This window comes from Nonomuraea sp. NPDC048901 (assembly GCF_040649695.1).
Lineage (GTDB): Bacteria > Actinomycetota > Actinomycetes > Streptosporangiales > Streptosporangiaceae > Nonomuraea.
On sequence record NZ_JBEZFW010000037.1, the window covers coordinates 40,159 to 61,798 of the forward strand.

The 21,640-nt window shown below is 65.4% G+C and carries 17 protein-coding genes and 1 pseudogene; 8 read left to right on the forward strand and 10 right to left on the reverse strand.

Going from position 1 to position 21,640, the window contains the following annotated elements; translation table 11 throughout:
• Positions 1 to 103: 103 nt before the first annotated feature.
• On the reverse strand, positions 104 to 685 hold the full coding sequence (locus tag AB0C30_RS57275) for a TetR/AcrR family transcriptional regulator (RefSeq protein WP_357961358.1): 582 nt from the start codon (positions 683 to 685) through the stop codon (positions 104 to 106).
• Between the two features lie 158 nt (positions 686 to 843).
• Between AB0C30_RS57275 and AB0C30_RS57280 the strand changes: the two genes are divergently transcribed.
• The gene (locus AB0C30_RS57280; RefSeq protein WP_357961402.1) at positions 844 to 1,974 is read left to right on the forward strand and encodes an MFS transporter; all 1,131 of its coding nucleotides are present in this window, start codon (positions 844 to 846) and stop codon (positions 1,972 to 1,974) included.
• Between the two features lie 679 nt (positions 1,975 to 2,653).
• Complete coding sequence (locus AB0C30_RS57285) at positions 2,654 to 3,088, forward strand: VOC family protein (protein ID WP_357961360.1); 435 nt, start codon at positions 2,654 to 2,656, stop codon at positions 3,086 to 3,088.
• A 134-nt stretch (positions 3,089 to 3,222) separates the two neighbouring features.
• Here the strand turns inward: AB0C30_RS57285 and AB0C30_RS57290 are convergent, their stop codons facing one another.
• From AB0C30_RS57290 to AB0C30_RS57305, 4 genes are all read right to left on the reverse strand, one after another.
• Entirely contained in the window at positions 3,223 to 3,669 is a 447-nt protein-coding gene (locus tag AB0C30_RS57290; RefSeq protein WP_357961363.1) for a hypothetical protein, read from the reverse strand.
• Between the two features lie 120 nt (positions 3,670 to 3,789).
• Positions 3,790 to 4,293, reverse strand: coding sequence for a hypothetical protein (locus tag AB0C30_RS57295; RefSeq protein WP_357961404.1), 504 nt, complete (start codon positions 4,291 to 4,293; stop codon positions 3,790 to 3,792).
• The gene (locus AB0C30_RS57300; RefSeq protein WP_357961366.1) at positions 4,181 to 4,459 is read right to left on the reverse strand and encodes a tyrosine-type recombinase/integrase; all 279 of its coding nucleotides are present in this window, start codon (positions 4,457 to 4,459) and stop codon (positions 4,181 to 4,183) included. The genes AB0C30_RS57295 and AB0C30_RS57300 overlap by 113 nt, the downstream gene beginning before the upstream one ends.
• Positions 4,443 to 4,898: a hypothetical protein gene (locus AB0C30_RS57305; protein ID WP_357961369.1), complete on the reverse strand. Its 456-nt coding sequence runs from the start codon at positions 4,896 to 4,898 to the stop codon at positions 4,443 to 4,445. The genes AB0C30_RS57300 and AB0C30_RS57305 overlap by 17 nt, the downstream gene beginning before the upstream one ends.
• 99 nt (positions 4,899 to 4,997) lie before the next feature.
• On the opposite strand from AB0C30_RS57305, the gene AB0C30_RS57310 reads away from it, so the two are divergent.
• Entirely contained in the window at positions 4,998 to 5,219 is a 222-nt protein-coding gene (locus AB0C30_RS57310; protein WP_357961372.1) for a hypothetical protein, read from the forward strand.
• Positions 5,220 to 5,301: 82 nt separating this feature from the next.
• Here the strand turns inward: AB0C30_RS57310 and AB0C30_RS57315 are convergent, their stop codons facing one another.
• Entirely contained in the window at positions 5,302 to 6,534 is a 1,233-nt protein-coding gene (locus tag AB0C30_RS57315; RefSeq protein WP_357961375.1) for a hypothetical protein, read from the reverse strand.
• Between the two features lie 161 nt (positions 6,535 to 6,695).
• Complete coding sequence (locus AB0C30_RS57320; protein ID WP_357961377.1) at positions 6,696 to 7,517, reverse strand: oxidoreductase; 822 nt, start codon at positions 7,515 to 7,517, stop codon at positions 6,696 to 6,698.
• A gap of 188 nt (positions 7,518 to 7,705) precedes the next feature.
• Between AB0C30_RS57320 and AB0C30_RS57325 the strand changes: the two genes are divergently transcribed.
• Both AB0C30_RS57325 and AB0C30_RS57330 read left to right on the forward strand, forming a co-directional pair.
• Positions 7,706 to 8,413 (forward strand): helix-turn-helix domain-containing protein, encoded by a 708-nt coding sequence (locus AB0C30_RS57325; protein WP_357961380.1) that lies wholly within the window; start codon positions 7,706 to 7,708, stop codon positions 8,411 to 8,413.
• A 105-nt stretch (positions 8,414 to 8,518) separates the two neighbouring features.
• Positions 8,519 to 9,583, forward strand: a complete 1,065-nt coding sequence (locus AB0C30_RS57330; RefSeq protein WP_357961383.1) for a metallophosphoesterase — start codon at positions 8,519 to 8,521, stop codon at positions 9,581 to 9,583.
• Between the two features lie 98 nt (positions 9,584 to 9,681).
• Here AB0C30_RS57330 and AB0C30_RS57335 read toward each other — a convergent pair whose 3' ends face one another.
• Together AB0C30_RS57335 and AB0C30_RS57340 are read right to left on the reverse strand one after the other, a co-directional pair.
• Positions 9,682 to 9,945, reverse strand: a complete 264-nt coding sequence (locus AB0C30_RS57335; protein ID WP_357961386.1) for a hypothetical protein — start codon at positions 9,943 to 9,945, stop codon at positions 9,682 to 9,684.
• Positions 9,946 to 10,048: 103 nt separating this feature from the next.
• Positions 10,049 to 10,477, reverse strand: a complete 429-nt coding sequence (locus AB0C30_RS57340; RefSeq protein ID WP_357961389.1) for a hypothetical protein — start codon at positions 10,475 to 10,477, stop codon at positions 10,049 to 10,051.
• 905 nt (positions 10,478 to 11,382) lie between these two features.
• On the opposite strand from AB0C30_RS57340, the gene AB0C30_RS57345 reads away from it, so the two are divergent.
• From AB0C30_RS57345 to ltrA, 3 genes are all read left to right on the forward strand, one after another.
• Complete coding sequence (locus AB0C30_RS57345; RefSeq protein ID WP_357961391.1) at positions 11,383 to 17,970, forward strand: polymorphic toxin-type HINT domain-containing protein; 6,588 nt, start codon at positions 11,383 to 11,385, stop codon at positions 17,968 to 17,970.
• Entirely contained in the window at positions 17,967 to 18,350 is a 384-nt protein-coding gene (locus tag AB0C30_RS57350; RefSeq protein WP_357961394.1) for a hypothetical protein, read from the forward strand. The genes AB0C30_RS57345 and AB0C30_RS57350 overlap by 4 nt, the downstream gene beginning before the upstream one ends.
• A gap of 932 nt (positions 18,351 to 19,282) precedes the next feature.
• Positions 19,283 to 21,046 carry a group II intron reverse transcriptase/maturase gene (gene ltrA, locus AB0C30_RS57355; protein ID WP_357961397.1) on the forward strand — a complete coding sequence of 588 codons (1,764 nt, stop codon included), beginning with the start codon at positions 19,283 to 19,285 and terminating at the stop codon, positions 21,044 to 21,046.
• Between the two features lie 228 nt (positions 21,047 to 21,274).
• On the opposite strand, the pseudogene AB0C30_RS57360 reads toward ltrA, so the two are convergent.
• A pseudogene (locus tag AB0C30_RS57360) lies at positions 21,275 to 21,640 on the reverse strand (transposase family protein); the annotation flags it as partial.

Consider the following 21,640-nt stretch of genomic DNA (forward strand, 5'->3'; position numbering starts at 1 on the left):
GCACAGCACCCCTCGCAGGGGTACCGAATTAGAGACGCCGGCGTAGCGGTGGCGGCACGCAGCGACCTGCACGGAGATCTCGGCCGAGGTGCCCTTCTGCCGGTCAGGTCGCAGATGTCGCGAGCGTTTTGATGGTGAAGTCGATTGCTGTGGCGAGTCGTTGGACGTCGTGTCCGGTGCGTTCGCGTACGCGTAGTCCGAGCACCGTCGTGAACAGCAGCTCCACTGCGGCGTCGACGTCCAATGCGGCGGGCAGGTCGCCGTCGCGGATGCCGCGGCGGAGCAGTGACGCCAGGGTTTTCCTGGTGACTTCGAACGCGGCCTCGGTCCTCTGCTGGACCTCGGGGTCGGTGGTGCCGAGTTCGGCAGCCGTATTGACCACGAAGCAGCCGCGACCGGCCTCGTGGCTGATCATCCAGATCAACCACTCTCGCAGGACTTCGAGGCTGGGACCGGCGGCGTTGAGCTGCTCTTCGGCTTGCGTGGACTCCGTCGCCCGATAGTGGTCCAGCGTCCGCAAGAACAGTGTGCGCTTGTCGTTGAAGGTCCGATACAGGCTGCTTTGCTTGAGTCTGAGCTCGGCGCCCAGGTCGCGGACGGACGTGGCGTTATAGCCGCGACGCCAGAACAGGTCGGTCGCCTTGGCGATCACGTCTTGCTCGTCGAACTCCCTGGGCCGTGCCATGCTCGCCACTCTACCAAGGTTGTGGAGCGATCGCTCCCGTATTAGGGTGCCGTCATATGGGAGCGATCGCTCCCGAATAAGAGGGGAGACACGACGTGACGGCAACGGACCCTACGACGGCCCGGCGAGACGCGTCAGCGAAGAATCATTGGATCGCGGTGTCCGCCGTGGCCTTCGGTACATTTCTCCTGGTGACGGCCGAGCAGCTCCCCATCGGACTGCTCACCCCCGTCGGCTCGGCGCTGTCGGTCTCTGAGGGTGCGGCGGGCTTGATGGTCACGGTCCCCAGCATCGTCGCCGCCGTCGCGGCACCATCGGTCCCGGTACTCGTCGGCAGGATGGATCGCCGGCTCTTGCTCGTCGCCTTGATGGGACTCATGACGCTCGCCAACCTGGCCTCCGCCCTGGCCCCGAACTATCCGCTTCTGATCACCGCCCGCGTGCTGGTCGGGGTGGCGATCGGCGGATTCTGGGCCATCGCCGGCGGCCTGGCCGTCCGGCTCGTCCCCGCCCAGCTCGTGCCGCGGGCCACGGCGATCATCTTCGGCGGTGTCGGGGCCGCGAACGTCTTCGGCGTCCCTATCGGCACGGTGATCGGCGGGCTGGCGAGTTGGCGGATCGCGTTCGGCGCCTTGAGCGCCCTCGCACTGGTCGTGCTGGTCGCCTTGCTGGCTGTGCTGTCACCGTTGACCGCTGCTCAACCCGTCGGCCTGCGGCGGCTGGCCGACCAGTTCCGCAACCAGGGCGTCCGGATCGGCATCCTGGCGACCTTCCTGATCGTGACCGGCCACTTCGCGGCCTACACGTTCATCAGCCCCGTGCTGCAGGATCTGTCCGGCATCGACGCGCAACTCGTCGGGCCACTGCTGTTCGGATTCGGCCTGGCAGGCGTCGCAGGGAACTTCATCGCGGGTGCCGCCGTGGCGAAACGGCTCCATCGGACGGTCCTGTCCATCTCCGCCGCCTTGGGGGTTACCGTGCTGCTCTACCCCTTGGCAGGGCTCACCGCCGCGGGCGGGGTAACGCTGCTCGTCGTCTGGGGCCTGGTGTACGGCGGGGTCTCCACGAGCCTCCAGACATGGATGATCAAGTCCGCGCCACAAGCGGTCGAGGAAGCCTCCGCTCTGTGGGTGGCGGTGTTCAACCTCTCGATCGGTCTCGGCGCGCTGGCCGGCGGCACAATCGTCGATGCCCTGCCGCTGCAGGGCATCCTCTGGCTCGCCGGCGTGCTCGTCCTGGCGGCCGGTCTGGCAGTGTGGAGTGCGCGCCGGAATCACAGCCTTCGGTGACACCCATCTCGCCAATTTGCGGCGATCACGTTTGCCGCGCATCAGACCCAGTACCCGTCGACTGGTTATCCCGCACGATGCTGGAGGGCAGCGGCGCCGCCGGGCGACGCTCGCGGCGTAGCCAGGGCGGGTGCTCCCTGCGGCTTGGGCCCATTTCGGTGGCGGTCGAGATGTGCAGGCCGAGGAGCTTGCTGACCACGACTGGGGGCAGTTGTGAGGCGAGGTCCATAAGGGCGGTACTGCGTCCGGGGCGGCTGTGTGCTCCGACCGCGTTGAGCAGCTGGTTCAGACGGGCCGGGTGTATGTGCTGATTGGCGTACCGGCCGGGGAAGAGCCAGCGGTGGCCGGTTTCCCCGAGGACGGCCGCACGGTGATCAGCGGTGGCCAGTTCGCGGAGGAGGTCGGCCAGGGGTGCGGGCACATTGACGGGCCGCCGTTGCATGGCGCTGATCAGCCTTACCGACCGTCCTCAGACGCTTTGAGTCCCTGACCTCGGCATTCACGTTGCGTATGTGTGCGTGACGTGGCGACGTAGCCGGCGTTATGTGACTGAGTGTTTCAGTTGGCGGATGAGTGCTTCAGCTGGCGAGACCGGCGCTCGAATCCTTGATCATTTTTGTCGATGTCAACCCCTGAGAGCGGTTACAGTGTCTATCGCCAACCGTGAGGGGATTGTCCAGTGGCATCCGTTAAGCAGATTCAAGTTGCTTTTGATTGCGCCGAACCTGAACGCGTCGCTCGCTTCTGGTGCGAGGTGTTGGGGTACGTCGCGCCGCCCCCGCCGGAGGGGTTCGCCACTTGGGACGATTACCACCACTCGTTGCCGCCTGAGGAGCGAGACTCGTGGTTCGCTTGCAGTGACCCCTCAGGTGTGGGTCCGCGGCTGTACTTCCAGCGCGTCCCCGAAGGCAAGGTCGCCAAGAATCGGCTGCACCTTGACGTGCGGGCCGGCACCGGCCTCGTGGGCGCAGAGCGCCTGGCCACCCTTGAGGCCGAATGCGCACGACTGGTCGCGCTCGGCGCCGTACGCGTGCGACTACTTCCTGCCGATGAAGACAACGAATCGTGCATCGTGATGCAAGACATCGAGGGCAACGAGTTCTGCCTCGGCTGAGACCCTTTTCGGGAGAGAGGCCGCGAACCGCGCCAGCTCGCCGGGGTCCCACCCGGCAGAGCCGGTCTCCTGGATAAAGCCAGGACTGAGCATGGAGTTGGCGTCTCCCGCCAACTCAGGCGCTCAGTCACACGTTAACGCTGTCCCCGGAGGTCGAGGATCTTGGCTTCGAGGTCGGCGATGCGTTTGTCGAGGAACCGGTTGTTCGATCGGTCGGCTTGGAGCTTCTCGTTGAGGCTTCGGTTGTCGTCGGTGAGTTCGCGGACGCGCCGCTTGAGGCCGCTGTTCTCGGTGGCGACCCGTTGAACAGTCTCCTCGGTGTATTCGGCTTGGAGATCGCGGATCTGGCCGAGAAGGATGGCGATGCGGTCCCGTTGGGCGCCGATCTCGCCATATGCGGCCTTGAACGCGTCTTCAGCGTTCACCGCCCGCTGCCGCAAGGACGCTTCAACCTGGTCGCCGTGATCAGTCTGCGCCTGGCGCCTCTTCTGTCCCGCAGCGGCGATGGCCTGCGTCATTAGGGCATTGGCGACGGTGTTCTGGTAGCGGAAAGTCCGGGAGACGCCCGAGCGTTGGGCCACCGCGGGATAGCGGGCTGCGTTCTCGGCGCAGCGTGCGCAGGGTTTCCTGGAGTTGGTCGAGTTTGGCCTGGGTGCTGAGCCGCCGGGCCTGATTCGCCGCCTGGGTGCGTGCCGTGGTGGTCATGCCTTCTCCCTGCCGATCACGGCGAGTTCGGAGATCTTGAAGCCGGTGCTCCATAGGCGGTGGAAGTAGTCCTGGGGCCGTCGCATGTCAAGCGCCAGGGCGTCCTCGAGGAGCCCGAGGCCGGCCAGCGCGCGTTCCAGCCCGTCGATGGCGCGGGCCGTCGGCTCGAAGATCTTGTGTAGCCAGTCGGCCATGTCGTCGTTGGGCGCGCGTTCGGCGAGGGAGTACCAGTGTTCGCGCTTGCGGCGCCAGTAGAGCAGGTCGGCTCCGGTCATGACGAACTTGTCGCAGTTCTCGCAGTCGAGCTTCCAGGGGCAGGCGCCGCCGTCGACGACGACTTGGTAGGTGCAGATGCCGCCGTCTGCGGGCGTGCTGCGCCGGTTGAGGTCAAGGACCAGTGCCCTGGCCTCTTCGGGCGGGAGTGGCGTGACGCCGCGGGAGACCAGTTCCCCCTGGCCGGGTCGATCCGGGGCCGGTGACCCAGACGTTGTGGAGGACATCGTCGATCTCAGAGAGGGCGACCTTGGCGTAGTGTTCGGTCATCCTCTCCGAGACGTGGCCCAGGTAGCACTTGATGTGGTGCATGCTCGCGCCAGCGGCGAGGAGCTTGGTGGCGAATGTGTGGCGGGCCTGATGTGGGACTCCTGGATCAAGGTCGAGGCTCACGACCCAGAGCCGAAAGAGCCCGAGGAACCAGCCTTAGTGATGCAGAACACCAGCCTGGGGTTTCCAGGAAGGCGCCGAGCTTCTGGATCGCCTGGCGTGCGGAGTAGTAGTAGGAACGGCCGCGTGCGGGGTCCGCTGATCGCAGCTCGTCGGCAAGGAAGTCCCAGAGCAGGTTCCTTAACCACTTCTGGGTGATGTAGGTCAGGTCGAATCGGGTCACGAACCTGTCGATCTTTACGCCGAAGTGCGCTTGAAGGTATTGCCGGATCTCCTTGACGATCATCCGTTGGTGTTCGCCGCTCCCCTCGAGATCGAATTCATCGAGTGATCTGAGGCCGCGGCACTCGGTGGTGACCTTCTGGATGGCCCACATCCACCAACGTGGCTGATCCGAGGCCAGGATGTGGCAGTGCAGTCCCCACTTCAACTCTGCCTTCACCTGGGGATGCAACCCGAAGAGGCTCAGCCTGCCGGCCCTCGGGACAGGGGCAACGGTCCGGCACCACCTGCGAGTGGCCGCGATCATCATGGCAAGACCTTGCTCTACTACCTCGACATCTCCTGGGAAAAGACGCTCCGTCGGCATGAGACGCGGCCTCAGCGTTCCCAGTTCGGCGCAGGCGAGATGCGCCAGTGGTACATCGAGCGTGACGTGCTGCCGGACGGCTGCGAGTGCGTCATCGGGGAGGACAGCTCCATGACGGAGATCGTCCAACGAATCCTGGTGGACGCCGACCTTACGGCTGACCAGCCCCTTTAGAAGGCCACTCCTTCGACATCCTCGACCATGCTGACGAGTCGCGAGAGGCCGTTACGACCGCAGCCGACCGGGGTGCCGGCCGTCAACCGCCGGGCTTGGTGAACTCCACGCCGTCGAACCGGAACACCGTAACGCGGCCGGGGTAGTCGCCGACCGCCAGAAGCCTGCCGTCGGCGGAGAAACCAACCCCCTGGTACCAGTTCGTCCACTCGCCTGGTACGGCGAAGCGCGGCTCCAGCGGCTGTCCGGTCGCGACGTCGTAGACAACGACCGGGCCACGAGAGGAGGCGCCGGCGAGCAGGGTGCCGTCGGGTGACAGTGCGAAGTCCCTGAACCGCGCCAGCCCGGCCCGCTCGCCCTCGATCGCCCAGCACAGGGCACCGGATTCCACCGAGATGCCGAAGCATCCTGACGTCTCGCCACTCGCGACGAGGATCTGTTCGGTCCCGTCGAACGCCAGCTTGTCGAACCGGCGGATCCCCTGGAATCCAGCTGGGAAGGGAAACGGGGCGGCGAGCACTCTCTCACCGGTGTCAACATCCCAGATCTCGAGGTCGTACTCCGTATCGCGGTTGTCCGGGTCGTGGGTGAGACCGACGAGCCGACCCGACGGCGACAGTGCGGCAGTGGTCTGGAAGCGCCTGCCCGGCGGAAAATCGAGGCACGAACCGCCGTCCGGGCCCAGCACCCGCAGTGCGTGATCGTCGTCGACGACCAGCATCCGCTTGCGGGCGCTGTCCCACGCTGGTCGGGTGTGGGGCAGGCGCTGGACGTGACCAGTGGCGAGCGCCACCGTGTAGCTCACCTCCATCATGGTGCCTGTGTCGCGGACGGTGAACGTCAGGTGCGATCCGTCCGGTTCGAAGGCCATGGAATGGATCAGTGAGTACTGATGCGCATCGGTATACACCACCTGCCGGACGCCGGTCCGTAGTTCGACTGTCTGCACATCGGAGCCGGCGTTGCCGACCCGGTCGGGGATGCGGCGGGCGACCGCGACGGTGTGGCCGTCCGGGTGCAGGGCGATCTCCACAGCGCCGTTCTCTGCCCGCGTCGTGCACTGGACGACGACGTCACCCGGCTCGGTTGTGGCGATGTCGCGGAGCAGGGCGTACCCGTCACGCATCTTCTCGGCGACGACCTTCTCCAGGGCTTCGCGTGCCGCGCGCCCGTCGTCGAACGACTTCGTACGCCCCTGAGGCTTCCCGGTACCGGCCCACCAATTCCGGTGCAGCTCAACCCCGTCGACCCGTAGTTCCAGGTACTTGGGCTTCGAGGTTCCGGGATGGGTCAGGAGAATCTGATCACGATCCACACGCGGCATCGTAGAGGTCTGCCGGCATCAGATCTCGACGATCATGCAAAGTACCGAGGACACTCGTTATCTGGCGTCGAAGCCCACGGCCGGCACGTGAGCACGAGCGCGGATGGAGCCCATCAGCTGCGTGGGTCGGGTTGGTGTGGCATCGCGGGGGCCTACTTCGCGGCGTTCATGAGGAGCTTGTCGAATTCGCGGTCCGGCAGCGTCCTGTTGAGCTCCAGGAGCTTGTCGGCCATGTAGCCGACCGCGTAGCGCGTCTCGGGCTTGCCGGCTTCGATGGCCTGCCGGATGGTGGTGGCGACTACACCGGGGTCGCTGGCCGGGGTGTTCTCGCCGAGCTGTGTCTCGGCGCGTTTGGCCATGGCTTCGGCCATCGCCCTGTACGCGGTCGTGCCGGAGATCTCGCGGAGGTCCTGCGCCGTGTGGTCTTCGAACTCGGTCTTGACGATGCCGGGCTGGATGATCACGACGTCGATGCCGAACGGTTCGACCTCCATGCGCAGGCTGTCGGAGTATGCCTCCAGAGCGTGCTTGGTCGCGTAGTACCAGCAGCCGAGCGGGAGCGCGATCTCGCCGCCGATGGAGGAGATGTTGATGATCGTGCCGGACCCCTGCTCGCGCATGTACGGCAGGGCGAGTTGAGTCAGCCGGGCCGGTGCGAAGACGTTGACCTCGAACTGGTCGCGCGCCTGGTCGATGGGGATGTCTTCGGCGGAGCCGTGCAGGACGGTGCCGGCATTGTTGATCAGAACGTCGATGCGGCCCTGTTGGCCGACGATGTCGCCGATGACACGCTCCAGGTCCTCAAGTCGGCGTGCGTCCATGGCCAGGACGTCTCCACCGGCGTCGCGGATGTCGTCCATCTTCTTTACGCGGCGTGCGGCGCCATAGACGATGTGGCCGGCGCGGATGAGTTCGAGTGCGGTGGCCTTGCCGATGCCGGCGGAGGCGCCCGTGACGAGAACGACCTTTTCCATGATGAATCTCCTCTTCGGTCGGGGGAAACGCTAGAGTTGCGTTCCGATTTGCGACAACTCGCAAAACTCATATGCACAGGTCGGAGCCCATATATTGGTGCGATGAGTTTGTAGCTGAGTGCAACAGAGTTGCCAGGGCGTCGCATCCGCGATCGGCCGGCGCATCCTCGACCGGGGAGAGGGATGACATGACAGGGGGCCGGTTGACCGCCGAGGATCGTCGCCGCATCGCCGAAGGGCTGGCGGCCGGCTTGACGTACGCGGAGATCGCTCGCCGGCTGGGACGTTCCAGGTCCACCGTCACCCGCGAAATCGCCAGGAACGGTGGCGCGCACGGCTACCGGGCGGCCCGCGCGCAGCATGCGACGAGCTGGCGCGCCCGCCGCCGCAAGCGCGCTCCCCGCGCCGAGGTTCCGCACACCACCGACAACCGTGACGTCCACACGGCTCGGGAGTTCGAGGAGCAGTTCGTCGCCATGATGATCGAGGCCGGGATGGCGCCCATGACGGCCAGGGTGTTCGCCGCGCTGATCATCAGCGAGGGCGGCAGCCTGACCGCCACGGAACTCACTCAGCAGCTCCAGGTCAGTCCGGCGACGATCTCCCATGCCATCAAATGGCTTGAGCAGAGGGGGATGGTCGCCCGGGAGCGGGAGGCGGGCCGGATGCGGTACTTCGTCGACGTCGACGTCTGGTACCACACCTGGGCGGCCAGTGCCCGGTCGGTGATGATCTGGGCGGACACCGCCCGACGCGGCGCCGAGATCTTCGGCATCGACACACCCACCGGTGACCGGCTCCAGACCTCCAGTCAGTTCTTCGAACTCCTCGGCCGCGACATGGGCCAGGCGGCCGAGCATTGGCGGGCGGCCCTCTCCATGCGCCGCCAGCGATGAACTCCGGTTTGTACGAGCACGAATTGCGGCGACCTTCACCAGGGGAGCGGTTCATCGCGCAAAATCCTTTGTACGCCGAACCGATGCCTCTTTAGGATCGCCCGCATGCGGCGCACGATCATCATCGGAGACATCCACGGCTGCTTCGACGAGCTGCTCGAACTGCTCGAGAAAATCGGCATCCGAACGGACGACCTGCTGGTCAGCGTCGGCGATCTGGTCGACCGCGGTCCAGCGCCCGGTGACGTGGTCAGGCTTTTCCGCGAGCGCCCGAATTCCGTTGCGGTCATGGGCAACCACGAGCGGAAGCACGTACGCGGGATCTTCTCCTACGCACAAGAGATCACCCGCTTGCAGCTTGGCGACCACTACGCCGAAACGGTCGACTGGATGCGGACGCTGCCGTACTACTTCGAGAACGAGCACGTCCGTGTTGTCCACGCCGCAATGCTGTCCGGAATTCCGCTGGCCGAGCAGAGGGAGGAGATCCTCTGTGGCTCGACGAGAGGCGAACGAGAGCTAGCGGCGCTGTCCCCGGACAGCCACTGGTACGACCACTACACCGATGCCAAGCCGGTGGTGTTCGGCCATCACGTGACCGGCCGGGAACCGATGATCCTCGACGACCGGATCTTCGGCCTCGACACCGGTGCCTGCCACGGCTGGAACCTGACCGCACTGTGTCTCCCAGAATTCACGGTCCACTCGGTAAAGGCGCATGCGGATCATTGGTCGACCATCAAGCGCCAGTGGCAGTTACCCGTCCTGAAGTCCAAGCCTTGGCATGACTCCACCTGGCTGGAGCTGGCTCAGGCGATAGAGCGGTTCACTTCGGTATCTGACACCGCCACACGCAGGTGGCTGGAGGCGCTGCAAGAGTGGGCCGCGAATCTGCAGTCGGCATTCCCCGCCCTGGTCGCCACGGCGCATCGGGTCGCGGACGAGCTCACCGTGGAAGAACTGCGCCGACATCCTGCGGCGAAGGTTCTCTTCCAAGCCCGCAACGGCCACCTCGACCAGACCAGCCTGGCCAGGCAGTGCCCGACACCACGCCGAACGATCGACCTGGCGGCCACGTTGGGGCTGGTGCTGGACGAGCTGCCGTGCCGTTTCGTCGGTGACGTCCCCCGTCCCAAGGGCGCGACCACCTTGCCGACTGAGAATGCTTGAGCCCAGGGGGCAGGCGAACGGGCCGAGCATGGCTCGGCCTTGGCCATCTCCAAGATCGCGCAGATGGCCAAGGCCGAGTTATCGAGCTATGGGGTATGTCATGGAGTGGTGAACAACCACCATTGGGCGGTGCCGTTCTGCGAGCAGAACCACGAAATCCATTGATGGGCCTGCTGGCCCTGTAGTCCGGATACCGCGCAGACTTCGAAGCTGGCATAAGGGCCGAGGACGGTCTGGGCGTGAACAGCGCCGGCGGCCGTCCTTTGGCTGGCCGCCATCGCAGGGGCACCGGCACCCAGCAGCAGACTGGTCGCGGCGGCAGCGCCGACCAGCCCGGCAAGCAGGCGGATTCGGTAACTCACGATAAACTCCTTCTCCCGATGTGTTGCCGTTTCCGGCGAAGATGCTTCTTGCCACTCGATCTGTTATCGGTGGATGGCTGCTCGGTTCAGAAGCCGACGGGCCTCAGCAGGAGATCACTAGGGAGAACGGTCGATCGTCGTCGACGGTCATCGGATTCTGAGCCGATGGCGTCGCCGTGCGAACGAAAAGCGTCCTTCCATTGACCGCGCCGACCAGGATCGACGCACTGCCCGGCCCGGGATCATTGCCACCCGACGTGTTGATCGTTCCGGTCAGTGCGCATCTGCTGATGTCGGAGTCCGTCGTCAGGTTGTAGCGGCCCCCGCCGAACTTGTTGACGTTCCTGATGCCCGAAGCAGCGAGCAGGGTTCCGTTTGAGCTGACTTTGGCCCAGAGGATTCCCGGGGCGGCCCGGTTGGCAGACCGCGCTGCGGAGTTGGTTTCCGCTATTGCGCTTGAGGTGGCGAACACGCCACTAGCGATGATGGCAGAGGCCGCCAGCATCATCGGGAGTCGCGCTGACTTCTTCATGTCTACCTCCATGAGAATTGTTATGAATTGGATACGGCTTAAGCTATTGAGCGCAGGCGTTCACCCATGACGGTGCCAGCCACGTAGATGGAGCCGTCAGCGGCGGCGCGTTCGCCGTAGCCACGCCAGGCCGCCGGTCGCCGATGCGCGAAACCCCCGACGGAGTGATTTTGTTCGTCCTGCTCAACGGATTCCTCCTTGGCTGGATGCTTGCTCCGACTGTGCATCGCGGCGGCATACGAGGGGGATCCCTAGATTCAGTGATTGCGATGGCGCGCATTCGCTCAATGCGGGTTTTTGGCTGGAAAGCCAGGAAAAGGCGGTTCGATATCCGTTTCGTGCTCAATGAGACCGAAAGGTTGTCTGGCAGACCGTAGCGACTGTCGTTCACCCGCATGTGTCGGACCGGCCGGCTGCATCGAAGACCTGGAGGCTCGATGCAGTAGTGGCTGGACAGACAGTCCGGTTTGCCGTAGTGGCTGCATGCCTCCACATTTGCGCGATATATCGCCCTGAGCTGGGCAAATGACAAATCGACACCCACGCTCTCGTAGCCGTAGAGCTACGAACCGTTGCGACTGTGATGTAGATCACATGTGCGTTTTTCTTCAGGAAAGCGCCTTCCCTGACATGTCGGTTGACCAGTGAACATGAAGTGCGTGGCTGGCGGGCCCTGACTGCTGGTGTCGGGTAAGTGACGCTCCCGTTGTTGACCGATCTTGGTTTGTCGATCACATTCCGAGTGATCGTTCTTATGTCTGCCTTAGGTGCGCCAAGGCCCCGTTTCCCGGGGTCTGCGTCAGCGTGCCCTGAAGGGATGCGGTATGCGGGCTCGACGTGTACGGATGTGGTTGGCGGCATTGATCGTCGGGCTTTGCGCGATGGTGCTGATTTCGAGTGTCGGGGTGCCGGATCAGCTGGTGGAGCGGGCTGCCGCTGCCGCGCCGGACCCTGAACAGTCCGTGGACGGCCGCCCTGTACCGAAACGCGAGGTCCCCAAGGGTGCGGAGGAGTCGGCGCCGAAGGTGGAGCGGCGTAAGCCGGTGTGGCCGAAGGCGGGAACGGCCGAGGTGGAGGTGTCGGCCGTCGGCAAGGTGGCCGAGGCCGGGACGTTGCCGGTCAAGGTGGGCCAGGTCAAGGGCGGCGGGTTGGACAAGGTCAAGGTGGAGACCTTGTCGCCGGAGGTTGCCCGTGCTCTGGGCGGGGTGGGGATCGCCGCTCGGATGGTGCGGGCCGATGACGGGGCGGCGCCGGGCAAGGTGCGGGCGGAGTTTTCGTACGCGGGCTTCCGGGACGCGTTCGGTGGGAACTTCGTCAGCCGGTTGCGGCTGGTACGGGTGCCGGCGTGTGCGGTCCAGGTGCCGCGGCCGAAGACGTGCGTGGTGCGCCCAGTGGTGGTGCCGTCCACGAACGACGCGAAGGCCGGGACGCTGACCGCGCAGGTCGAGGCGGCGCCGGCCGGCGCGAGTGCGGCGGCGGTCAAGCCGACACCTGCGGGCAAGGATCGTAAGGCGTGGGCTGCCCAGGTAGTGCGCGATCGGCTGGCGGCGCAACTGGCCGCCGGGTCGGTGTATCTGCTGTCGGTCGGCATGACGGGGCCGAACGGCAACTGGGGCGCCACCGATCTGAAGCCGTCGGGGACATGGCAGGCGGGTACGTCGGGTGGTGGGTTCGACTATGACGTGCCGTTGCCGGAGGCGCCGTCGGTGGGCGGTGACGGGCCGGATCTGTCGCTGCAGTACGACGCGTCGTCGGTGGACGGGCAGGGGCAGTGGTCCAACAACCAGTCCAGCGTGGTGGGTGCGGGCTGGGATCTGAGCGCCGGATTCATCGAGCGGCGCTATCGCCGCTGTTACGTCGACAACGCCTACGACGAAAACACCGCAGAGCTGATCTGGACCGCCAAGGAGCTCGGGATCGGCGGGGAGGCGTTGTGCTGGGAGTCGCCGGATGACACCGACGAAGACAGCTCCACCAATGACCGGTCGCAGTCGGAATTGGTGCTGTCGGCGGGTGGCCGGTCGGCGCAGATCGTCAAGGACCGCAATGCGGGCGGGGGCTGGAAGACGGTTCCGGATTTCGGCTGGAAGATCGAGCAGGTCGCCGGGGGAGCCGACAGCCAGCCGTATTGGAAGGTCACCAGCCAGGACGGCACGGTGTGGCGGTTCGGCTACACCAAGGACGCCCAGTGGCAGGTGCCGTACGTGGGCAACGACTCGGGCGAGCCGTGCTACGACCGCTACCTCAACAACGACATTCCGCCGACCTGCACCGGCGTGTGGCGATGGAACCTGGACCAGGAGCTCGACTCCAACGAGAACGTGATCGACTACTCCTACAACCGGGAGAGCAACTACTTCTGCCTGCCCTCGTGCGCGCACGAGCTGTACCGGGTGCTGCCCTATGACCGGGGCGGCACGCTGGCCAAGGTGCAGTGGGGCCACAACACCCAGGTGCCCGGCAGCGTGCCGACCGCGCGTACCACCTTCACCACCGCCGATCGCGGCGGCGTGGACGTGCCGACCGACCTGCAGTGCGCCCAGGCCGCCGGCTGCGCCAACAGCGCGATCGGCTTCTTCTCTACCCGCAAACTCACCTCGGTCCTGACCGAGTCGCTCAACCCCACCTCGAACGGGTGGGACCCGGTGGACCGCCTGGACCTGGCACAGACGTGGATCTACCAGCGCACCGACTTCGGGCCGGCCGACGATCCGGCGCTGTGGCTGGACACCGTGCAGCATGTCGGGCTGGCCACCGCCCAGGAGGTGGCGTTGCCGCCGCTGGACTTCGACGCGGTGATGCTGTCCGGCAAGATGGACTACGACTCCATGTCGGACTGGACCGACCTGCTGTCATGGCGGATGGTGCCGCGCATCGCCGCGATCGGCAACGGGATGGGCGGCCGCACCGAGGTCACCTACGGGCAGGCCGATGCGTGCGGTGGCGGCAAGGGTCGTGACGGCTCCAATTACTTCACCGACAAGAGCGGCGATTGCTACGACGTCGACATGGGCAGCGACCCGGACTCCGGGTATGAGAGCTGGTCGCGCTTCTTCAAGCAGCTCGCGGTCAAGGTCGTCGAACGGGACATGGTCGGCGCCTCGCCGGACATGGTGCATCAGTACGAATTCCTCGGCAAACCTCGCTGGACCAAGCCGGTGCAGTTCGCTGAGCCCGGCCAGGCGCCGCCGACCTCGGACTGGCGCGGCTACAGCCAGGTCCGCACCATCGACGGCTCCGGTACTGACCCGTCGGCCTACACGGTCACCACCCGCACCTTCCTGGGCGGCACCGGCGAGACGCTCACCGACTTCGACGGCGGCACCGTGGTGGACAAGCCCATTCTGCAGGGCAATGTGCTGCAGGAGCAGTCGTGGAAGATGACCGCGCTCAGCCCGCGCGCCTATACCGAGGTGGATTCCACCCGGTGGGAGTACACGATCCAGACCACCGGCAACGGGCCCGGAACCATGGATCCTGCGCTGGTGTTACAGACCCGCGAGCGAGCGCGGGAGAAGGTAACGGGCGGCACCTGGCGCTACACCGACTCCAAGACTGCCTTCAACGCCGACGGCCTGCCTAAGCAGGTCAACGACTACGGCCAGGACGGAGTCAGCACCGACAACTCCTGCACCACCACCAGCTATGCCCGCAACGCCGATACCGGCCAGTGGCTGGTCAACTTCCCCTCCGTGGTGGAGGAGCGGTCTGGTGACGACTGCACGGCGGGCGCGCTGATTGGTAAGACGGTCAACCTGTACGACCTGGGCACCGATCCGGCGACCAACAAGCCCAGCGACGGCAACCTCACCGAGGTCCGCTCCTACGCCAACGCGTCCACCATCTCCACCGCCAAGGCCACCTTCGACGAGTACGGCCGGCAGCTGACCAGCGTGGACCCGCTCGGTAAGACCACTTCGACTACGTACACCCCGCCCGTCGGCTGGCCCAGTACCGGCATCACCACCACCAACCCGCTCGGCCACACCATCACCGCTCGGCTCTCGCATCGCCTGGGCGACGCGGTCGCGGTCACCGACGCCAACGGCAAGACCACCGAGATGGACTATGACGCGCTCGGCCGTACCACCGCGTTGTGGAAGCCGGGCCAGCCGCGCAGTGGCGGTATCCCAAGTGCGACGGTGGCCTATGACATCGCCTGGAATGGCTGGTTAGGTCAGCCGACCGCGCCGATCAAGACGACCGTCAAGCAGCTGCTGACCGGGACGAAGTACACCAGTGCCATCAGCTACGAGGACGGTCTAGGCCGGGCCCGCGAGGCGCAGACCGACTCGCCGTCCGGCGGCCGGATCGTCACCGCCACCACCTACGACGCGCGCGGCCTGACGAGCGCGGTCTCCGAGCCGGTGCACAACACCGGCCAGCCGGGCAGCGGGCTGCTCAATCCCGCGCTGACCGGGCTGCCGCAGTGGACCAAGACCGTCTACGACGATCAGGAACGCCCGGTCGCCTCGATCGCCTACCACCTCGACACTGAGCTGCGCCGCACCAGCACCGCCTACCCCGGCGCCGACCGTACCGAGGTCACCCCGCCCGTCGGCGGCAAGACCGCCACCGTCACCGACGCCTTCGACCGCGCCATCAAGGTCGAGGAGTGGGCCGACGCCACCGCCCACCAGGACTCCAGCTACAGCTACGACCTGCACGACAACCTCACGAAGATGACGGACGCCAACGGCAACGTCCGCACCTACACCTTCGACTGGCTGAACCGGCGCACCGCCGCCACCGATCCGGACGCGGGTGCCTCCAGCTACGGCTACGACCTGGCGGGTCGGCTGGCCTTCAGCATCGACGGCAAGAACCAGAAGATCTCCAACAGCTACGACGACCTCGGCCGACGCACCATCCAATGGGCCGGGGAAGTGTCCACCGGCACCAAACTCGCCGAATTCAGCTACGACACCGTCGCCAAGGGCCAGCCCGGCGCCGCCACCCGCTACACCGCTGGCCAGGCCTACACCCAGACCGTCACCGCCTACGACAGTGACTATCGGCCGACCGCCACCAAACTCACCATCCCGGCCAGCGAAGGCAACCTGGGCCGCGACTACACCTTCACCTCGGCCTACGACGCCGCAGGCAACCTGCGTGAGCAGAGCCTGCCTGACGCGGGTGGGTTAGCCGCCGAGAAGCTCACCTACGCCTACACCGACCTCGGCTTCGCCAAGGGACTGACCTCCGACTTGGGTGGTTTCACCTACGTCAAGGACACGGCCTTCACCCCCACTGGCAAACTCGCCACCCGCTCGCTGGGCGCCGCCGGTCAGGTCAAGCGCACCCTCGAACGCGACACCACCACCGACTGGCTGTCGCGGGTCTCCACCCAGACCAAGGCCGACACCAGCACCCCCGACACCGTCCAGGACGACCGCTACAGCTACAACGTCGCCGGCACCATCACCCGCGTCCTGGACGCCGCCTCGGCCATCCCCGGTACCACCGACGGTCAGTCCGAATGCTTCACCTACGACGGCCTACTCCGGCTGAAGACCGCCTACACCACCACCGCTTCCTCGTGCACCGGGACAGGCGACGCCAAGGGCTTGGACCCCTACAGCCAGGCGTATTCCTACGACAAGGTCGGCAACCTCACCAGCCTGACCGACAACGGCCAGACCGCCACCTACTCCTATCCCGCCCCCGGCGCCACCGCGGTCCGGCCCAATGCCGTCACCTCCATCACCCGTCCCACCGGCACCGACACCTACGCCTACGACAACGCCGGGCAGTTGTCAGCTCGCACCGTGGCCGGCAAGCAGGCCACCTTCGACTTCGACCAACTCGGCCAGCTGGCACAGGCAACCGTCGACGGCAAGCAGACCTCGATGGTCTACGACGCCGCTGGGCAGCGGCTGATCCGCCGCGACCCCGACGGCAGCACCACCCTCTACCTCGGCCCGATGGAACTGCGCCTGTCTGGCGGCCTAGTCGCGGGCAAGCGCTACTACAGCGCCAGCGACGGCTCCCCGATCGCCATGCGCGACGCCACCGGCGTCACCTGGCTCCTGGCCGGCCAGCACGGCAGCACCCAACTGGCCATCAACGCCACCACCGGCACCATCAACCGCGAACGCTACCTGCCGTACGGCCAGCGCCGCGGCGGCGACGACCTGCCCTTCACCGACCGAGGCTTCCTCGGCAAGATCGAAGACGCCGCCACCGGCCTGGACTACCTCGGCGCCCGCTACTACGACCCCGCCATCGCCAAATTCATCTCCACCGACCCCGAACTCGACCTACGCACCCCCGAATGGGCCAACCCCTACAGCTACGCCGCCAACGACCCCATCACCCAATCCGACCCCGACGGTCGCCGCGTCGACACCGGAAACGCCAAATCCGACAAAACCTTCTCCAAAACACACAAGCCCAGCGGCCAGAAAAAGAAGACATGGGAGATCAAGCTCGAAAGGAAAGAAAGAAAGCGGCTGCACAAGCAGGCAACCGCAAACGAGCGCAATCGAACCCGCGACGCTCTGGCTGCAGACAAGATTCGGCAGCAGCGGGAAGACGACGCCATGAAGTCGCAGGTTCCATGCAAGGGTCACAACAAATGCGACGAGGGTCGGGTCGAAGAAAACGATGACGTATCGAACATCATCGGGGCTGTAACCGGCATAGGCGGAGTCGTTAAAGGCATCGGCGCGGCGTTGGTTCGTGCCGCAGCGCGCGCTGGAGCAAAGACAGCCGTTAAAGAGGCTGAAGTCGCGGTCGGCACTAAGGGCGTCAAGGCACTTCGCAAGTGTCTCGATAGCTTCGCGGCTGGCACCTACGTCCTCATGGCCAACGGCACCAAAAAACGAATAGAAGAGATCAAGGTCGGCGACAAAGTGCTCGCCGACGACCCCGAGACGGGCAAAAGCGGCGCCAAGAAGGTCACAGCACTCCACCGCAACCGCGACACCGACCTGGCCGACATCACCATCCCGACCGCCGATGGCCACGCCACCATCCACACGACCCAGCACCACCCCTTCTGGAACGCCACCAAAAAGACCTGGGTCGATGCCGCTGACTTGCATCCCGCGGATACCCTCCGGACACCCCGTGGTGGCCGCGTCACAATCGTCAAGGTGCGAGCCTTCGCCGGCGCGCAGTACATGTACAACCTGACAATCGACGACATCCACGCGTACTATGTGCTCGCAGCTGCCACCCCGGTCCTCGTCCACAACAGCAATGGGCCCTGTAGCGTTGCAACCCTGCCAAACCTTCACGGGAAATCTCTCGCTGAAGCCGAGCAGGAGATCTACAGCCGTGGCTTTACCTTTAAGTCGGAGACCAAGGGTGGATACCGGAGGTACGACCATTCAGACGGGAGTGTGCTTTGGATCCGGCCGAACGGAGAAGTTCAAAGGATCGGACCGAAGATTGATCCTGGTCCGAACCAAAAGAACTACAGTGTCAGATACGGCCCGGACGGAAAGGTCGCAACTGGGCATTCAACGGGGGAGTTCGTAGTACGATGAGCGCATTTGATCAGTTCCTCAAGGTTGCGCCGCGCTGCGAGGGGTACGTCGTGGATCGACTCTCTTTGGCGCAAGTCGATGACGTTGATGCTCTTGAGATCGGTCTCCGCTGGGGGCCCGAGAAGCCGGATATTATGCTCGCCTTTCGAGATTTGTATTTCTTCTCCATTGGTAGGACTCCCGGGCCCGGAGCCGGGCCGCTGGATCAGGTGATGGCAACGGTGCTGGGACCTGAGAATGCGCCTTGGCCCGACGGTATCTCTCTTGACCTCGTACGCTCAACTTCCTTGCCGCCGTTGCTCTGGCTTAGGGTAGAGGGACCGGTACAGTTCGACGTGATCGCTGCAATCGCAACGGTTTCGCTTGAGGTCCTGACCTGATCCTGGGCGCTGAGAAGCTGTACGGATAGGTGAGCCCCGCTAATACGGCAGTCGCTATTCACGGCGTGACCAGCATGAATGCGCGATAGGCCGATGCGATCTTGTGACCGGAAGCGGGAACAACGAGAGCAGCCGCTCGTGATCAAGACTGTGTGACGAGTACAAGTGCGCCACGAGGCGCGGTTATTTCCGGATGGAGGTGGAAGACCATCCGTTTCTTCGCCGTCGTAGCGGCGGGGTAAAGCTGGAGGCAGCCGTGCGACGTGATGTCGCACGTTGTGAGTGATCACGCCAGTTTGGAGGTCATGTTGATGAGGGTGTGATCCGGTCCAGTGTCCGTGGGACCGTCCCCGCCCTGGCGTGCGTCGCGGGTAACCGCGGGGTGCGGAGCCTGGGGTGAGAGCCGAAGTCGTTCCCGTTCCATCCGGGGATGGCGGGCCTGGGGAAGGCCGGACGGGTGAACGTGAGTGAATCTTCGCATGCTCCGTTATCAGCAGCTCCGCCGATGGGATGTTCCAGCGGGGTATAGGGCTGGCCGCTGGGAAGCGGCAGGCGCTGGTCAGAGAGGCTGCGCTGGCCGGGAGGACACCGCCGCCCCGGAGTAAAGAAGGCACCCACCCCGGCCGCATCTCACGCGTGTGGAACACGGCAACCCCGACAGAGTCCGGCCCGCCCAGGCGGGATCGGTAGGCCGACCGCAAGGAGAGCGGAACCCTCTGGCGGGAACAGGATGCTCAAGAAGCGAATGCCGGTGGACGAAAGTCGGCAGGAAACCGGGACGGCAGGGCAGCTCCTCCAAGCTGCTGTCCCGGATAACTGGCCGGATACCGGGCCGAGTGCCTGGGCTCCGAAAGGGGCGCTGACGTGAGCAGGTGAGCCTTTGAAGTGATGCAGTTCGAGCCGCCGGAGCCGAAGGGCAAGTTGGACACCGCATGGTGAACGGACCAGAGGACGTACGCCTCGATTGGGAGGCCGTCGATTGGCGGCTGCACGAGGAGAACGTACGGCGGCTGAGGCAGCGGATCTTCAAGGCGGCGCAGGAGCAGGACTGGCCCAAGGTCAGGAGCCTGCAGAAGCTGATGCTGCGGAGCTGGAGTAACACGCTGGTGAGCGTGCGGCAGGCGACGCAGCGCAACGCTGGCCGCAAGACGGCTGGGGTCGATGGGCGGGTCGCGTTGACCTCCCCGGCCAGGACGGAGCTGGCGGTGCGAGTGCATCGTGATGCCTCGTCTTGGAGACCTCGGCCGGTCAAGCGGGTGTATATACCCAAGGCGGGTAACCGTGCGAAGCTCCGGCCGCTCGGGATTCCGGTGATCATGGACCGATGCCATCAGGGCAGGGTCCGTAACGCGTTGGAGCCCGAGTGGGAATCCCGATTTGAGCCCAAGTCTTACGGGTTCCGGCCTGGGCGGAGCTGCCAGGACGCCATCAGTGCGATCTTCAACATCTGCCGAGGCTCTCGGGCCAAGCGGGTGTGGGCGCTGGACGCGGACCTGGCTGCGGCGTTCGACCGGATCGACCATTCCCGGCTTCTGGAAGCTCTCGGATCGTTCCCCGCCAGGGACCTGATCCGGGACTGGTTGAAGGCCGGGGTGTTCGAGAAGGGCAAGGGATTCGCGCCGACCGAGGAGGGCACTCCACAGGGCGGCGTGATCAGTCCGTTGCTGTTGAACATCGCGTTGCACGGGCTGGAGAAAGCCGCAGGAGTCCGTTATCGCCAGGCTGCCGGTGCTCACTGCGGTGAGGCGATGCCGGGCTCGCCGCTGGTGATCCGCTACGCGGATGATCTCATCGCGTTCTGCCACAGCCAGCGGCAAGCGCAGCAGGTCAAGGCAGCGTTGGCGGAGTGGCTGGCACCCCGGGGTCTGGCCTTCAACGAGGACAAGACCCAGATCGTCCACCTGTCCGCAGGGTGTGACTTCTTGGGGTTCAACGTCAGGCGCTACGGCGACAAGCTGCTGATCAAACCATCGGATGTGGCTCTCCGGCGTATCCGGGAACGGCTACGCACCGAGATCCACGCACTGCGCGGGTCCAATGCGGCGGCGGTCATCGCTGCGCTCACCCCGATCATTCGGGGGTGGGCAGCCTACTACCGGGGTGTGGTGGCCAAGAAATCGTTCAGTTCGCTGGACGACTACCTGTGGAAGCTCACCTACAAGTGGGCGACCTTCAGCCACCCCACCAAGTCGAAAACGTGGGTCTCGGCCCGCTACTTCGGCAAGTTCAACAAGTTCAGGAACGACCGCTGGGTGTTCGGTGACGTCGCCAGCGGCACCCACCTAGTGAAGTTCTCCTGGACCGGCATCGTCAGGCACGTCATGGTCAAAGGCGGAGCGTCCCCCGACGACCCCGCCCTGGCCGAGTACTGGGCCATGCGGCGGCAGCGCGTCAAACCACCGTTGGACGGCTACACGCTGAACCTGCTCACCAGGCAGGACGGCCGATGCCCGCTCTGCGGCGAGGAACTGCTGTCCGCTGAACAGCCGCCAGATACCCCCACCGAGTGGGAACGCTGGTGGCTGCACGTCGTTCGTCGTGCAATAGTCGCAGACTATCTCGTTCACCACGGACGGCCGGGCTCACCCGACGGTGACCACACCCGCCTCGTTCACGCCTCCTGCCGGCGCGAGTACCACAACCGCCAGCACAGGAGACCAGCGCTTCACCCTGAACCGCCCTCGCGGCTCGCTTGAGCTGCTTGCGGTGAAAGCCGCCCGAGCAGTTCTGAGGGGGGACCGGCAGGGCAACCTGCCGGTCCTACCCGACTGACCCGGGGATCACCAAGGAGGGTGGGAGTAGCCTCGACAAAGTAGCGCCGGTTCAGTACTACCGGATGGGTCGGGCGCGGTGAGCGAGACGAGAAGGTATACGCGAGATCACGTCATGCGCGGGGTGTATTGCGCGCTGCGTGAGCGGGTGGCCAAGCCCGCTTCCTCGAGGGCGCGCAGGATGCCCCAGATGCGGGCGGCGCTCAGGTCGTGGGCCTTGCCCGGTAACGCTCCGGAGGTCCACAGGATCGTCCCGTTCGGTGAGGCGAGGACCTGCACGTTCATGCCATGCACGCGGTGCTTGCCGGAGAAGTACGGCCGGTCGGCCTTGATCCGGTCAGTGTGGATCAGCGTGCCGTCCAGCACCAGGTAGTGCAGCCCGTCCCGCTTGGCCTTGCGCAGCGCCTGGCCGAGCTTGGGCGACCGGGCCGACAGCAGCGCGATCGTCTCCTCCACATACCGCCACGCGGTCGCGGTCGACACCCCGAAACCGGCTCCGAGCTCGGTGAACGTCTCGCC

Bases quoted from the DNA above. Each gene is read 5' to 3' on its own strand.
- AB0C30_RS57275 (WP_357961358.1), bottom strand. From the start codon at position 685: ATGGCACGGCCCAGGGAGTTCGACGAGCAAGACGTGATCGCCAAGGCG.
- AB0C30_RS57295 (WP_357961404.1), bottom strand. From the start codon at position 4,293: ATGTCCTCCACAACGTCTGGGTCACCGGCCCCGGATCGACCCGGCCAG.
- AB0C30_RS57320 (WP_357961377.1), bottom strand. From the start codon at position 7,517: ATGGAAAAGGTCGTTCTCGTCACGGGCGCCTCCGCCGGCATCGGCAAG.
- AB0C30_RS57325 (WP_357961380.1), top strand. From the start codon at position 7,706: ATGACAGGGGGCCGGTTGACCGCCGAGGATCGTCGCCGCATCGCCGAA.
- AB0C30_RS57330 (WP_357961383.1), top strand. From the start codon at position 8,519: ATGCGGCGCACGATCATCATCGGAGACATCCACGGCTGCTTCGACGAG.
- AB0C30_RS57340 (WP_357961389.1), bottom strand. From the start codon at position 10,477: ATGAAGAAGTCAGCGCGACTCCCGATGATGCTGGCGGCCTCTGCCATC.
- AB0C30_RS57350 (WP_357961394.1), top strand. From the start codon at position 17,967: ATGAGCGCATTTGATCAGTTCCTCAAGGTTGCGCCGCGCTGCGAGGGG.
- ltrA (WP_357961397.1), top strand. From the start codon at position 19,283: ATGGTGAACGGACCAGAGGACGTACGCCTCGATTGGGAGGCCGTCGAT.